The sequence below is a fragment of the Mesorhizobium comanense genome (genome assembly GCF_005503535.1).
Classification (GTDB): Bacteria; Pseudomonadota; Alphaproteobacteria; order Rhizobiales; family Rhizobiaceae; genus Mesorhizobium; species Mesorhizobium comanense.
This window is the reverse complement of the sequence record NZ_SCNN01000001.1, coordinates 538,465-551,947: the sequence shown is the minus strand read 5'-3', so window position 1 is coordinate 551,947 and position 13,483 is coordinate 538,465. Positions and strand designations below refer to the sequence as shown.

Sequence of the window (13,483 nt, the reverse complement as noted above, 5' to 3'; positions counted from 1 at the left end):
AACGGACCGCAACCCTTTCGCACTTTTCCTGATGCGGCTCCAGTCCCGACGGATCAGTTTATCGCCTTGGCACGTTTCAATGCGGCATCGCCACGCTGGTTGATCGCCACCCAGATATTGGGGTCCTGCTGCGATTGCCGCTTGAGGAAGTAATAGCCAGTGGCGTCCCAGGAGCGGATGGTGTTGACGAGATTGTCCAGGACGAAGTCTCCCCTGTCGGTCTTCACCGTCAGGATCGCGTGGCCCTCGCCATGCAGGTCATACACAACCGTCATCAACAAAGCCTGCCGCGGAAATCCGGCGTCGAGAAGCAGCTTGCGCTTGAAGAGGGCGTAGATCTTGCAATCGCCCTTGCCATCGACCGGATAATCCCAGTGATCCTGCAGGGTGCCCCAGTGTTCCAGATTGCTGACGGGCACGATGTAGCCGTTGACCTCGCGATTGACGCGATCGAGCGTGGCCCAGCTTTTCGGCGTGAGCTTGAGGTCGACGGCCGGCAGCACCGGGACCCGACATTGATCGGGCCTGCGGCCGCAGAAATCGACCCAGCCGTAGGGAATGCTCGTCTTGGAGCCGACCGTGGCGGCGGTCGCGGAGCCGATGGGTCCACTGTGAGGCCGTGTCGCCTCGAAGGCGATGGCAAAACTCCTGAAGGACGAGGCATAGGGTTCGGTGCTCATTTGCGGGCCGACCGATCCCGCATTCGCCAACGAAGCCAAACCCAGAAATGTCGAGAAAACCCCGGCGACCAACCGACGCAACATGACTGTTCCTGCCACTCAAACGCTTGTCCTGAGTGAGCTAACGCCAAGGCGATGCCTCACGTCAATTAAATGTTTAATAAAAGGTTAACGGCCAGCCACTTCGATACCGACAATTGCAGGCAATCAACACCAAGCGGTCGCTACGCCAAAGCGTCGCCTTTTAACGACCGGCGGCGCGGCTTCGAATTTGAGCGCCGCCAGGGTGCGGAAAGACGCTTTGACGGAGACCTTGGAACGCCGGTTGGGGGTCACGGCCAACCCGGACGGCAAGCGGCTCTAACCGGGGAGTGAAAATTTCTTCTGCTTGTCTGGCTTGCCGCAGTCGCGACGGCCGATGGATCGGTTCATGGCATCGATCTCGCCGGTCGCCTTGTCGGTATCGCGCTGAGCCTTCGAGCGCACATCGGGCGTGAACGGCCCAAATCCCATCGCCGGGTTGGAAAAGGTGGGTTTGACCGTCGGCGACAGGTTGTATTGCCGCGCCAACGCGTCGCGCTGCGCCAGCAACTGATCGCAGGGCACCGTGTCATATTGCAGGGAGGATTCTATGTTGGCGTCCTGCCGCTCGGAGGTCGAATTGCCAACGCAGCCAGTTGCCGCCAGGCAGGATGCCAAGACCAGCATGTTCCAGCGCATCGCATTCCTCCCCCATATCCCACCCTGATGCGACCAGATCGCAAATATCAGTCGCGCATGCAAATCGGACTTTTTCGCAGCAGCAAGCCAGAGCGGGCGGGATATACACAGTTCAGGCGGCGCGCGCCTTGCACGCCACGACGGCCAGGCCTTCGACCGGCTCGCGGCGATCCTGGCGGATGATTGTCGGTTCCAGGGCCAGGATCGAGAGGCCATTGGCCAGGAGCGTGCGACTGACATAGCCATCCGAATGGGCGTAGCGGCGGGAGGGCTGCAAGGCGAAATCGCCGCCGTCGGCCAGCCTCTCGATGGAAAAGGCAAACAGGCCGCCATCGGCAAGCAGTCCGGCAACCGTTTGGACGATGCCTTCAAGCCCGCCGATGTAGATGAGGACATCGGCCGACGTCACCAGATCGGGCCTTTCGCCCGCGTGGGAAAATCCCTGCAGATCCGCCTTTGTCAGCGCATCATAAATACCTTTCGCCCTCGCCTTCCTCAGCATGCTGGCGGAAATGTCGACCCCTTCCAGCCGGTCGACGATCGGCCTCAGCCTCTCGCCCATCAGCCCGGTGCCGCAGCCCAGGTCCAGCGCCAGGCGGAAGCGCCCCGGCCTTGCCTGGCGGATGGCGGCGTCGAGAACCTGCGGCAACCGGTAATGGAGCTTGCCGACAAGCATCTCCTCGAATGTCTCGGCATAGTGATCGAACAGCGTTTCGACAAAGGCGCTTGGCGGCGCGGTCGCAGCCGGCGCCTTGCCGATCAGCTGCAATTTGAGGCCCGCGCCCTGGCGGTCGGCGGGATCGAGTTGCAGCGACGTCCGCCACGCCTGCGCGGCCAGGTCGAGCCTGCCGGATGCCTCCTGCATCTCGCCAAGGCGAAACCAGCCCATTGCCCATTGCGGCGCCAGTTCCAGCGCACCCAGCAGCAGTTCGGCCGCGGCGGCGTGATCGCCGGAGGCAAAGAGCATCTCGGCGTAGTCGGCGCGGCGATCGGCGTTCAGGTCGCCCGACGAGGTCTGAAGCGGTTTCATGAAGATGGTTCCGCCGGCAGAGCAGCCGGCATCCGTCTCTGTAGAGCAAATCGCATGCAAGCTGAACCGAATTGAGCAGTCCGTGCCCTAGGTGTCAGCAGTCTGCGGCAACGGGCTTCACGCCGCCGAATTATCGCCTATTTCTAGGCGATGCGCGCCAGCGACCTGCTTCATCCGCGGCCCGAGGGCCTCTATTGCCCGCCGGGCGATTTCTTCATCGATCCCGTGCGGCCGGTGGACCGGGCATTGATCACGCACGGCCATTCGGACCATGCGCGTTCCGGCCACCGCTCGGTGCTGGCCACCCAGCAGACGCTCGACATTATGGGCCTGCGCTATGGCGAGGATTTTGCCGGCACCCGCCAGGCGGCGGCGCTGGGCGAAACGATTGTCCTCAACGGCGTCAGCGTCAGCTTCCACCCGGCGGGGCATGTGTTGGGCTCGGCGCAGATCGCGGTCGAACATCAGGGCATGCGCATCGTCGCGTCCGGCGACTACAAGCGGCAGAAGGACGCGACCTGCGCGCCGTTCGAACCGTTACGCTGCGACGTGTTCATCACCGAGGCGACCTTTGGCCTGCCGGTGTTCCGCCATCCGCCCGACACCGAGGAAATCGCCCGCCTGCTGAAATCGGCGGCGCAGTTTCCCGAACGTTCGCATCTGGTCGGCGCCTACGCGCTCGGCAAGGCTCAGCGCGTGATGCGGTTGCTGCGTGACGCCGGCTACGACAGGCCGCTCTATATCCACGGCGCGCTGGCCAGACTCAGCGAATATTACCAGAGCCAGGGAATCGACCTCGGAGAGCTGGAACCCGCGACCGTCGACAGCGGCGGCAAGCAGGATTTCGCCGGCGCCATCGTGGTCGGTCCGCCCTCGGCCTTCGCCGACCGCTGGGCGCGGCGCTTCCCCGATCCGATCTCGTGCTTCGCTTCGGGCTGGATGCGCATCCGCCAGCGCGCCAAGCAAGGTGGCGTCGAGCTGCCGCTGATCATCTCGGACCATGCCGACTGGGACGAACTCACCGCCACCATCAAGGAAACAGGCGCCGAGGAAATCTGGGTCACCCACGGCCGCGAGGAAGCGCTGGTGCGCTGGTGCGAACTCGAAGGCATCGCCGCCCGGCCGCTGCACCTGGTCGGCTACGAGGACGAGGGCGATTGATGGCGTTTTTTGACCTGCCGATCGCCAGCACCGAGTTCTGCGGCACCTCGCGCCGGCTTTCGCTGTTGGCATGGCTCACCCGCCCATGAACCGCTTCGCCGAACTCCTCGACCGGCTGGTGCTGACGCCATCGCGCAACGGCAAGCTCACTTTGCTCACCGACTACTTCAGGACCGTCGAGGACCCCGATCGCGGCCTGGCGCTGGCCGCCATCACCGGCGATCTGAAAATAGCCGCGGTCAAGCCGGCGATGCTGCGCGCCCTGGTCACCGAACGCATGGACCCGGTGCTGTTCGGCTATTCCTACGACTATGTCGGCGATCTCGCCGAGACGGTATCGCTGGTCTGGCCGCAGACGCCCGGACGGATCGCGAACCGGGAGCCGACGCTCGGCGACGTGGTGGCGCGGCTGCAGGCGGCCAGCCGGTCCGACGGGCCGAAAGTGCTTGCAGGCCTGCTCGACAGCGCCGGCATCTCGTCGCGCTTCGCCATCATCAAGCTGGTCACAGGCGGCCTGCGCATCGGCGTGTCGGCACGACTGGCCAAGCAGGCACTGGCAGATTTCGGCAAGGTCGACGTCGCCGAGATCGAGGAGTTGTGGCACGGGCTGTCGCCCCCTTACACGGCGCTGTTCGCGTGGCTGGAGGGCAAGAGCGAGAAGCCTAAAAGCAGCGCGCTGGCGCTGTTTCGCCCGGTGATGCTGTCGAACCCGGTCGGCGACGGCGATCTCGAAAAACTCGACCCGGCCGACTATGCGGCCGAATGGAAATGGGACGGGATCCGCGTCCAGGCGGTGGCGGAAGGCGGCGTCAGCCGGCTCTATTCGCGCACCGGCGACGATGTCTCCGGAGCCTTCCCCGACCTTGCCGAGGCCATGAATTTTTCGGCGGCGCTGGATGGCGAGCTGCTGGTGGGCGATCCCCGGGAGGCGACGGGAACGTTTTCGGACCTGCAGCAGCGGCTGAACCGTAAAACGGTGACGCCGAAGATGCAGCAGCGATATCCGGCCTTCATGCGCTGTTACGATGCGCTCCAGATCGGCGACGAGGATCTGCGCGGGCTGCCCTTCCGCGAGCGGCGCGGCCGCCTCGAAGCCTTCGTGAAGACGCTCGACCCGAGCCGCTTCGATCTCTCCCCCTTCGTCGCCTTTGCGGACTGGCATTCGCTCGAAGCACTGCGCCGCCAGCCACCACACCCGATCATCGAAGGGGTGATGCTGAAGCGCTGGGATTCACCCTACGTCGCCGGCCGGCCGAAAGGACCGTGGTTCAAATGGAAGCGCGATCCGCATACGGTGGACGCGGTGCTGATGTATGCCCAGCGCGGGCACGGCAAGCGCTCCAGCTTCTATTCGGACTACACGTTCGGCGTCTGGTCAGGGCCCGAGGGCGAGGAGGAACTGGTCCCCGTCGGCAAGGCCTATTTCGGCTTCACCGACGAGGAGCTGAAGCAGATCGACAAATATGTCAGGGACAACACGGTTGAGCGTTTCGGGCCGGTGCGCTCGGTGCGCGCCAACCGCGACAATGGCCTGGTGCTGGAAGTCGCCTTCGAGGGGCTCAACCGTTCGACACGGCACAAGTCGGGCGTGGCCATGCGCTTCCCGCGAATATCACGGCTGCGCTGGGACAAGCCCGCCAACGAGGCTGACCGGATCGAGACGCTGCAGGCGCTGCTTGGGGAGAGCTAGCGCCGTTCGGTGCTTTCAGGGAATTGCTGAGCTGTGGTCACGCAATTCCGGACGGAAAACCGTTTCACACTTTTCCTGGAATTGCTGAGCTGTTGTTGCGCAATTCCGGACGGAAAACCGTTTCACACTTTTCCTGGAATTGCTTCAGTCGACGGCCGGCACGGAATGATGCTCGTGCACGAAGGTCCACTGGCCGGCGATCTTCTTCAGACAGACGGTCAGGCGGAAATCGAGGTCGCTGGACCCGGATTTCGTCACCAGGACGCAGCGCATCAGCGCGAAGGCGAATGCCACGTCGGCGCCCGCGGTGACGGTCAGATCGACAATATCGAAGACGGGCGGTTGCGGGGACGCGCCGAAGAACAGCGGCCAGGTTTCGCGGTAGGCGTCGATGCCCCTGCATTGCAGCGGCGGCGGCACGTCGAACATGACGAAATCAGGCGAATGATGGCGCAGTATCCCGTCAATATCCTTGCGGCGCACCGCCTCGGCCCATTGCTCGATCAGCTCGCGAACCTGTCCGGCGTCTTCGTTCTGCGAGGTCGTCATTTCAGCAATGCTCCGCCGCAGGCGCCGTCACGGCTCGATCGACACCCTGATCTCGTAGATGTTGACCGCCTTGCCCTGCTTGTCGAAGTCCGAGTTGATGGCGATGGTTCCGGCCGAGCCCGGATGCTTGTCGGGGAACTGCACGTCGAACAGATATTCATTGCGCTGCTGTCCGACCGCGTAGCGCTTGCGGCCACAGTCGCCGAGGTCGCCGAAATTGCAGTCCACGGAAATCTGCGTGTCCTTGCCATCCTCGGCGCGGGCGATGATGTCGAAAACGGCATGCTTTCCGGCGAGTTTCTCCAGCACGCCCTGCCCGACATCGAAGGCGATCGCCGAACCGGAGGGGCCGGACTGGATGCGCAGGAGCGGCCCGCTGTCGTCCTTCATCACCTCGGCCTTGGCGTCCGATGGCGCGGCGACATGGGTCGGATCGGCCGGCGAGAACACATTGATCCAGGCGCGCGACTGGTCCGGCGCACCCGGCTTTGCCGGCGCATTGGCGCCATCGGCGGGAGTGAAATCGTCGTCCTCGACGGTTGGCGGCGCCTCGGGCGGCGCCGTGTTGAGCTGCGCGGCGCTCTTGAAGACGCCGGTTTGCAGCGCGAAGAACACGCCGATGCCGATCGCCGCGAGAAGGGTCACCGTGAGGAAGATGGCCGTCAGCGGCAGGCGACGTCCGCGGATGCGTCGCTCGTCGCGATCGGGCGCCACTTCAGCGGCGGCTCCCGGCGCGGCGGGCGCCGACATGTCGATGGCCGGCGCACCGGGAAGCGTGGCGTCCGGCATGATATCGGGAACGACGGGCAGCACGCGCGAGCGCGGCGCGTCGGATGCGGGCGGTCCGTTGACGACAACGGTTGGCGACGGCGTCTTCTGGCCGATCTCGATCTCCGGCGCCGCGCCGGTCACCGCCCCGGCCACCGGAGCATCGATCTGCGGCGCGCTGTCAGGCACCGCCGGCAGGAACTCGGATTCGATCTCGGTGATCTTCTCCTGGATCGCCTTGCGGCGCTTGATGGCGACTTCCACGGTTACGCCGGGGTTGGCCTGGAGCGCACGATCGAGCGCGGCAAAGGCCGACCGATAGACCCTCTCGCGAAACGCGCGGTCCTCGGCATTGCCCTTTTCCAAGGCGTTCCGGATCGCTTTCTCGATCGCGTCCAAGCGGGATCCCTCTGCATACCAGCCCAACTTGCCATGATCGTTAGCCGCAGCCGACCAATCAATCAACGGGCGAGCGCCGCATTCTGCCCTGTCAGGGCGTCCAAAGTCCATTACGGCGGCATTCCGTCAACAAAATCAGCGCGTTTTCATCTATTTTCGCGAGCCGAAAGGTCTGAGACAGGCGGCCGCGTGATCTCACCGCCGGCCATGCCGGCCGGGCTTTGCCGGGCGATATGGCCGCCGGCGCAACAGCTGATACGATTTGCCAAGTCCCATCTTGAATTCGCGGCCGGTTGAGTCTATCACCCAGCCCATCTTGGAGGCCTTGGCCTCTTGGGCCGCTTTAGCTCAGTTGGTAGAGCACATCATTCGTAATGATGGGGTCAGGTGTTCGAGTCACCTAAGCGGCACCAGTTTCTCTCCATTCGTGCCGTTCTCCCGCATGCCGCTGCCGGCATCCGCCTATGTGGTGGATCGATGCCCCGGCGAGGCACATCCGCCATTGTCGAGGCCCGGCTTTGATGTGAAACTCACTGGGTCTCAGCATGGGAGGTCAAGATGCCCAACACTTTCAAGACCGGAGATGTCGTCAGGCTGAAGTCGGGAGGGCCGAAGATGACGGTCAGCGATGGCGCCGCTTCCGGCATGTATCTGTGCCACTGGTTCAACAAGGACGGCGACGTGTGGACCCCGCAGCATGCGGGCTTCAAGCCGGACCAGCTTGTCGCCGCCGACTGACCGACGGGCCTGGCGCGGTCGGTAAGTAACTGTCCGCCTGGCAAGAATTCAAACGTGCCCGATCGGGCGTCGCCGCCGCTGCTCCATAAAGGCATCGGCGATGCTTTGTCGCCGGCGGTCCAGGCGATCGCCGTGGGCGACCGACGGATTTCGCGCGCCACGGCGTTTAACGGTCGAAGCGTGACCATGGCATGGGCCATGGCGGCGCGCCAACCGGAGACGCCAAAGCATGATACGCCGTTCGATCCTTGCCGCCGCCCTGTGCCTGCTGACCTCCACGGCCCTGGCCCAGACAGCGACACAAGCGCCGGCTCCCACGCCACCCGCCGCGACGCCGCCCGCGACCGCTGCTCCGGCGGCCAAATCCGAGCTCACCCTGGCCAAGTTCCAGAAGCGACGGGAGAAGGCGATCATGGCCGCCGACACGGACGGCGACGGCAAGATCAGCCTGCAGGAATGGGAAGCCTTCCAGGCCAAGCGCAACGTCAAGGGCGATCCCGCCAAGTCCTTCGCGCGCATCGATTCCAACCATGATGGCTTCATCGACAAGGCCGAGCTTGACGCCTTCTTCGCCAAGCGCTTCGCCAAGCTGGACAAGAATGGCGACGGCGTCCTGACCGCCGACGAATTGCCAGGCCACAAATCCGCTCCCAAGCCGGAGCAATGACCAAGAGGCCATGACGCGCGATGAACTTCGGGAGTGCACCCGCCGATGAGCGCCGATCCGGACGAGGAATTGGTTCGTCGGGTCGGCGCCGGCGATCCGGCAGCCGTGCAAACGCTGGTGGCGCGCAAGCTGCCGCGCATCCTGTCGCTTGCCGCGCGCATGCTGGGCGACGCGGCGGAAGCCGAGGATGTCGCCCAGGAGACCTTCGTGCGCATCTGGCGCCATGCTTCGAGCTGGCGGCGCGGCAATGCGCGCTTCGACACCTGGATCCACCGGGTTACGCTCAACCTGTGCTACGACCGGCTGCGCCGGCGCCGCGAGTGGGTGACCGACGATTTGCCGGATGTGGCCGATCCCAGCCCGCTTCCCGATGCAGGCGAAGAGACGCAGCGGATCGAGCAGGCCTTGCAAGGGATCGCGCCACGCCAGCGCGAGGCCATTGTCCTGGTCTACTATCAGGAGATGTCCAACATCGAGGCGGCCGCGGCCATGGAGATCAGCGTCGATGCGCTGGAGAGCCTGCTCTCGCGCGGCAGGCGGGCCTTGCAGATGATCCTGGCACGGGATGGCGTCCATGACTGAGCGGAGCGCGATCATGAATGCCAAGCACGCATCGCGCCTTGCAGGCGTTCGGCAGGGACCGGTCCGTGGCATTTCCAATCCGCGTGGGCACGCGGCACCAAGGGGCAAGGGGAAAACACATGGCTGAAGACATCGAGGACGGCCCGGCAATGGATGCCAAGCGTTTCGCAGCGCTCGCGCAAGCCTATGGCGGCGATCCGCGCCGCTGGCCGGAAGACGAGCGCGCGGCCGCCGAGGCATTTGCCTCCAGCGAGGCGGGCCAGGCTATTTCGCAGCACGCCGGCAAGCTCGACACGCTGCTGGACGGCTACCGCGTCCGGCACCCAAGCAAGGCGCTGAGCGGCAGTATCCTGCGCGCCGCGGACCGGCACCTCGTCCAGCGCCGGCGCCAACGGGTCTGGTGGTTCGGGCTCGGGCTCGCCGGCATCGGCCTGGCCGGAGCCATCGCCGGCCTGGCCCTGGTGACTGTCGTCACCCCCGAAGCCCAGTCCGAACACTATGTGCTCGATGCCAATGCGACGGCGTTCGGCGATGTGGGTCCCGAAGCCGAGAATGGCGAGGAAAGCCTATGAGCGCGCGCTGGGTCCGTGGTCTGGTCATCACTTCGGTTGTCTTGAACGTCTTTCTTGCCGGCGCGTTCGCGGGCGGAGCCGTCTGGCTGAGGAATGCCAAGGCCGGCGGCGGCTATTCCCTGGAGACGGCCGGCGGGCGGCTCCCCGAGCAGGATCGCAAGGCGTTCCGCCAGGCGCTGCGCCAGGTGCGCATGGACTCCCGCCCGGTCATTCAAGATGCGCAGCAGGCAAGGCAGCAGGCGGCCGACCTGTTGCAGCAACCCGTCGTGGACAAGGCGGCGCTGTCAGCCGCCCTGGAACGGGCGCGCAACGCCGACATAATCGTGCGGACGCGGCTGGAGCAAGCCATCGTCGAGTTCGCTGCCAACACATCGCCGGAGAACCGCAGCGTGCTGGCATCGGCCCTGATGCGCCATATCGAGCGCCGCGCCGCCGGCGGGCCAAAAAAAACGCCCTGAAGACCGACGGAAAACACTGGCCGCGGCGTTTAACCAGAAGAAGGGCAGGATCTGCCGGACCGCCAGGGTGCGGACAGATTTTCAATCTCTACAACGCTTGGAGCATGGTCATGTTTCATCTGACAAAATACGCGATCACCGCCGCTCTCGCGGTGAGCGGAACGGTCGCGACCGCAGCGGCATCCTCGGCAATGCCGATGGTCTCGCTTGCCCAGCCGGCGGCTCCCGCCCTGGTCGAGCACGTGGCCTGGGGCTGCGGTCCGGGCTGGCATCCCAACTACTGGGGCCGCTGCGTCCCCAACCGCGTCGTCGTCTATCCGCGCTACTACTATTGGGGCGGCCCTGGCTTCTATGCCTGGCATCCGCACCACCACTGGCACCGCTGGCGCCGCTGGTAAGCGCTTGAGCGCCGGGGCGGCACCCGCCGGCCCGGCCTCCACCGCCAGTTTGAGCATTCAGGAAAGCCCGATCGGACGTAGCGCTGCTCGCGTGAGGCCGAACCATGGAGCGCTGACATGGCCGCCCCAACCAAAGTGTCCACGGCGCCCGATCCGGCCTTGATCGCGTTCAACCGTTTCGGACTTGGAGCCCGGCCCGATGACCGCGACAAGCTTACCGGCGACCCACGCGGCTATCTCAAGGCAGAGCTCCGGCAACCGGATATCGCCATGATCACCTATGACGGCCCGGCCTATGCGGACCTCCTGGGAAGCACGCCGGCGATCCAGGCCAGCATGGCGGCGCGCTTCCAGCGCAAGCTCGACAAGGATATGGCGAAGGCGGCCGCCAAGCCGGCGATGATCAATGCCCCGGGTATGGAGAAGACCGCGGCCATACCCAATGCCGGAGCCATGCCGACTGCTCCCGCCAAGGCGCCCGCGCCGGCCCAACCCCCAGTGGCAGCGCCGACCAAACCGGCAACACCTCCCGTCGAGGCCATCCTGTACAAGGCGGAGGCCCAGGCCCGTTTCGACAAGGCGCTGAAGGCCGAGGTCGGCTTCGTCGAGCGTCTCGTCTATTTCTGGTCGAACCATTTCTGCGTTTCGGTGGCCAAGGACAACGTCGTGCGCGCCAGCGCCGGCGCCTTCGAGCGCGAAGCGATCCGGCCCTTCGTGCTCGGCCGCTTTGCCGACATGCTGACGGCGGTGGAACGGCATCCAGCCATGCTTTTCTATCTCGACAACCAGCAATCGGTCGGCCCAGATTCCCGTGCCGGCAAGAACCGGCAGCGCGGTCTCAACGAGAACCTTGCCCGCGAGATCCTGGAACTGCACACGCTGGGTGTCGGCAGTGGCTACACCCAGGCCGACGTCACCAGCTTCGCGCGTATCCTGACCGGATGGACGATGGCCGGGCGGGAAGGACGGCTGGGCGAGCCCGGCAGTTCCGTTTTCAACGCCAATGCACACGAGCCGGGCGATGCCGTGCTGCTCGGCAAGACCTATCCGGGCGGCGGCATGGGCCAGGCAGAAGCAGCGCTCGACGACATCGCCCGTCATCCGGCGACGGCCCAGCACATTGCCACCAAGCTCGCCCGACATTTCATCGCGGACGATCCCCCGGCGGCGGCGGTCGCCCGCCTCGCCAAGGTGTTCACCAAGAACGACGGCAATCTGCGGGCGCTGGCCGCGACCCTCATCGACATGCCGGAAGCCTGGTCGACGCCGCTCGACAAGATGCGGTCGCCCTTCGACTATGTCGCCGCCGTCAGGCGTGCGGCCGGCCCCGGACCGGCGAACGATCCGGGCCAGTCCCTTGCCTGGCTCAACGCCCTGGGCGAGCCGCTTTGGCAGCCTCCGGGCCCTAACGGCTTTTCGGACCAGGCCGACAGCTGGGCGTCGGCGGAAGGCATGAAAGTCCGGCTCGACATCGCCTGGCAGGCCGCCCGGCAAGTCAAGGACATCGGCAATCCGGACGACATGCTCGACGCCCTGATCGGTCCTTCGGCCTCGCCGGAAACCCGGCAGGAGATCGCCCGCGCCGAATCCAAGCAGCAAGGACTGGCACTGCTGCTGATGGCGCCCGAATTCCAGAGACGGTAGCTCGAGCGAAGACGGTCCTCGCGCCAAGAACGCCCGTGGAGACAAAGTCATGAACCTGCTGTGCGAAACCCCTCACCCTTCCCGCCGCGCCGTGCTGATGACCGGCGGCGCACTCTTTGCCTGGGCCTACATGCCGCGCTTCGCCCGCGCGGCCGACAATCGCGACCCGCGCCTGATCGTCGTCGTACTGCGCGGCGCGCTCGACGGCCTGTCGGCGGTCGGCCCGGTCGGCGACCCCGACTATGCCGGCCTGCACGGTGACATCGCATTGTCGCTCACCGGCCCGCATGCCGCGCTGCCGCTCGACAGCTTCTTCGCGGTCAATCCGGCGATGCCGGTGTTCGCACGGCTGTTCAAGGCAAACCAGGCGGCGGTGGTTCACGCGGCCGCGACCGGCTATCGCGAACGCTCGCACTTCGATGGCCAGGATGTGCTGGAAAGCGGTTTTTCCGGTCCCGGCCATGTTGCTACCGGCTGGCTCAACCGGGCGCTGGAAAACCTGCCGGCGGGCGACCGGGTGGCAACCCTTGGCGGGTTGGCGGTCGGCCCATCGACGCCCCTGGTGATCCGCGGCGCGGCGCCGGTGCTCGGCTGGGCGCCGCAATCGCTGCCGGAGCCGGCGGGCGACCTCGCGGCGCGTGTTCTCAATCTCTACCGGCACAGAGACCCGGTTCTGGCGGTCGCGCTGCAAAAGGGACTCGATGCCGACCGCATGGCGCTCGACGACCAGATGGGCGCCAAGGCGATGAAGCCCAAGGGCGGTCTCGACAGCGCCGCGGGGATGCGGCAGGCCGCCCAGGGTGCAGCCAGGCTGATGAGCGCCGATGATGGACCGCGCGTCGCGGCGCTCGCCTTCGACGGCTGGGACACGCATGTCAACGAGGGCGGCGCGACCGGACGGCTCGCCACCTTGCTCGGCGGCCTCGACGGCGCCTTCGAGGAATTCGAGAAAGGGCTCGGCGAGCGCTGGAAGGACACGGCGGTCGTCGCCATCACCGAGTTCGGGCGCACGGCGCAGATCAACGGCACGGTCGGCACGGATCACGGCACCGGGACGGTGGTGCTTCTGGCCGGCGGCGCGATCAAGGGCGGTCGCGTCATCGCCGACTGGCCGGGCCTGAAGCCGGCTCAACTTTATCAGCAACGCGATCTCGCGCCGACCAGCGATGTCAGGGCGGTGCTGAAAGGCCTGCTCGCCGACCAGTTCGGGCTTTCCGCCGCGGTGCTCGGCGACAAGGTGTTCCCGGATTCGGCCGCGGTGAAGCCGATGGCCAATCTGGTGGCCTGAAGGACGAGCGGCGCCGCGATCCCGTCGCGGAGCCGTTAGATCAGGGTGACATTTCGTTGAATCGTCTCCCTAATCTAATTCCTTGTTGGAGCATGATCTTTTCCGAGAACCGGTTTCCACTTCTTGGGATCATGCTCGG

Annotated in this window: 15 protein-coding genes and 1 tRNA gene; 11 read left to right on the top strand and 5 right to left on the bottom strand. The window is 65.5% G+C overall.

Annotation, left to right across the window (positions count from 1 at the left end):
• Window positions 1-53: 53 nt before the first annotated feature.
• The 3 genes from FFS37_RS02600 to FFS37_RS02590 form a co-directional block, all read right to left on the bottom strand.
• Complete coding sequence (locus FFS37_RS02600; RefSeq protein ID WP_137929361.1) at window positions 54-680, bottom strand: transglutaminase-like cysteine peptidase; 627 nt, start codon at window positions 678-680, stop codon at window positions 54-56.
• A 360-nt stretch (window positions 681-1,040) separates the two neighbouring features.
• Window positions 1,041-1,400: a hypothetical protein gene (locus FFS37_RS02595; RefSeq protein ID WP_137929360.1), complete on the bottom strand. Its 360-nt coding sequence runs from the start codon at window positions 1,398-1,400 to the stop codon at window positions 1,041-1,043.
• A gap of 112 nt (window positions 1,401-1,512) precedes the next feature.
• Complete coding sequence (locus FFS37_RS02590; protein WP_137929359.1) at window positions 1,513-2,430, bottom strand: methyltransferase domain-containing protein; 918 nt, start codon at window positions 2,428-2,430, stop codon at window positions 1,513-1,515.
• Between the two features lie 150 nt (window positions 2,431-2,580).
• On the opposite strand from FFS37_RS02590, the gene FFS37_RS02585 reads away from it, so the two are divergent.
• Together FFS37_RS02585 and FFS37_RS02580 are read left to right on the top strand one after the other, a co-directional pair.
• On the top strand, window positions 2,581-3,591 hold the full coding sequence (locus FFS37_RS02585) for a ligase-associated DNA damage response exonuclease (protein ID WP_137929358.1): 1,011 nt from the start codon (window positions 2,581-2,583) through the stop codon (window positions 3,589-3,591).
• 85 nt (window positions 3,592-3,676) lie between these two features.
• Complete coding sequence (locus FFS37_RS02580) at window positions 3,677-5,281, top strand: cisplatin damage response ATP-dependent DNA ligase (RefSeq protein ID WP_137929357.1); 1,605 nt, start codon at window positions 3,677-3,679, stop codon at window positions 5,279-5,281.
• A 144-nt stretch (window positions 5,282-5,425) separates the two neighbouring features.
• Here the strand turns inward: FFS37_RS02580 and FFS37_RS02575 are convergent, their stop codons facing one another.
• Both FFS37_RS02575 and FFS37_RS02570 read right to left on the bottom strand, forming a co-directional pair.
• The gene (locus tag FFS37_RS02575) at window positions 5,426-5,830 is read right to left on the bottom strand and encodes a YybH family protein (RefSeq protein ID WP_137929356.1); all 405 of its coding nucleotides are present in this window, start codon (window positions 5,828-5,830) and stop codon (window positions 5,426-5,428) included.
• 27 nt (window positions 5,831-5,857) lie between these two features.
• Window positions 5,858-6,997 (bottom strand): hypothetical protein, encoded by a 1,140-nt coding sequence (locus tag FFS37_RS02570; RefSeq protein WP_171026144.1) that lies wholly within the window; start codon window positions 6,995-6,997, stop codon window positions 5,858-5,860.
• Between the two features lie 337 nt (window positions 6,998-7,334).
• Here FFS37_RS02570 and FFS37_RS02565 point away from each other — a divergent pair.
• The 9 genes from FFS37_RS02565 (at window position 7,335) to FFS37_RS02525 (ending at window position 13,344) form a co-directional block, all read left to right on the top strand.
• Window positions 7,335-7,410, top strand: a tRNA-Thr gene (locus FFS37_RS02565).
• Window positions 7,411-7,555: 145 nt separating this feature from the next.
• Window positions 7,556-7,735 carry a YodC family protein gene (locus FFS37_RS02560; protein ID WP_137929354.1) on the top strand — a complete coding sequence of 60 codons (180 nt, stop codon included), beginning with the start codon at window positions 7,556-7,558 and terminating at the stop codon, window positions 7,733-7,735.
• A 229-nt stretch (window positions 7,736-7,964) separates the two neighbouring features.
• A complete protein-coding gene (locus tag FFS37_RS02555) occupies window positions 7,965-8,402 on the top strand; it encodes an acid-shock protein (RefSeq protein WP_137929353.1) in 438 nt (145 codons plus the stop codon).
• A 45-nt stretch (window positions 8,403-8,447) separates the two neighbouring features.
• Window positions 8,448-8,984, top strand: a complete 537-nt coding sequence (locus FFS37_RS02550; RefSeq protein WP_137929352.1) for an RNA polymerase sigma factor — start codon at window positions 8,448-8,450, stop codon at window positions 8,982-8,984.
• 119 nt (window positions 8,985-9,103) lie between these two features.
• Entirely contained in the window at window positions 9,104-9,556 is a 453-nt protein-coding gene (locus FFS37_RS02545) for a hypothetical protein (protein WP_137929351.1), read from the top strand.
• Entirely contained in the window at window positions 9,553-10,014 is a 462-nt protein-coding gene (locus FFS37_RS02540; RefSeq protein WP_137929350.1) for a periplasmic heavy metal sensor, read from the top strand. The genes FFS37_RS02545 and FFS37_RS02540 overlap by 4 nt, the downstream gene beginning before the upstream one ends.
• A gap of 110 nt (window positions 10,015-10,124) precedes the next feature.
• Entirely contained in the window at window positions 10,125-10,412 is a 288-nt protein-coding gene (locus FFS37_RS02535) for a GCG_CRPN prefix-to-repeats domain-containing protein (RefSeq protein ID WP_137929349.1), read from the top strand.
• Window positions 10,413-10,529: 117 nt separating this feature from the next.
• Window positions 10,530-12,056, top strand: a complete 1,527-nt coding sequence (locus FFS37_RS02530; RefSeq protein WP_137929348.1) for a DUF1800 domain-containing protein — start codon at window positions 10,530-10,532, stop codon at window positions 12,054-12,056.
• A 49-nt stretch (window positions 12,057-12,105) separates the two neighbouring features.
• Entirely contained in the window at window positions 12,106-13,344 is a 1,239-nt protein-coding gene (locus FFS37_RS02525) for a DUF1501 domain-containing protein (RefSeq protein WP_137929347.1), read from the top strand.
• Window positions 13,345-13,483 lie beyond the last annotated feature (139 nt).